A 392-nucleotide genomic window follows, 5' to 3' on the forward strand; every position below is an offset into this window, starting at 1 on the left:
GTGCCAATTGATATTAAATATCCGTCAGATCGTGTATCGTATATCTTTAACGACAGTAAGGCAAAGCTAATTCTTACTAAAAAAGCTTTAAAAAAGAAAATACAAACGTATAATGAACAAGTGTTTTTAATTGAAGATATTTTTGCATCGTCTTCCATTAAAGACATCTTAAGTAAAAATAGAGTGGATGACACAGCATATATGATTTATACATCTGGATCGACGGGGAATCCGAAAGGTACATTACTCCGACATGCTGGCGTACTCAATTTAGTGGAATGGCGTTCAAAAACATTCTGTATCACAGAGCAAGATGTGTTATCTCAATTTTACTCTCACAGTTTTGATTCCTCTGTTTCGGAAATTTTTTCTGCTTTATTAACTGGAGCAAG

Annotated in this window: 1 protein-coding gene; it reads left to right on the forward strand. The window is 33.9% G+C overall.

The window, feature by feature from the left end; translation table 11 throughout:
• Positions 1-392 (forward strand): AMP-binding protein (locus ACP3VS_RS24295; protein ID WP_426390303.1); only part of this gene is annotated, 392 nt, incomplete at both ends.

It is taken from the genome of Lysinibacillus sp. VIII_CA (genome assembly GCF_049943995.1).
Classification (GTDB): domain Bacteria; phylum Bacillota; class Bacilli; order Bacillales_A; family Planococcaceae; genus Lysinibacillus; species Lysinibacillus pinottii.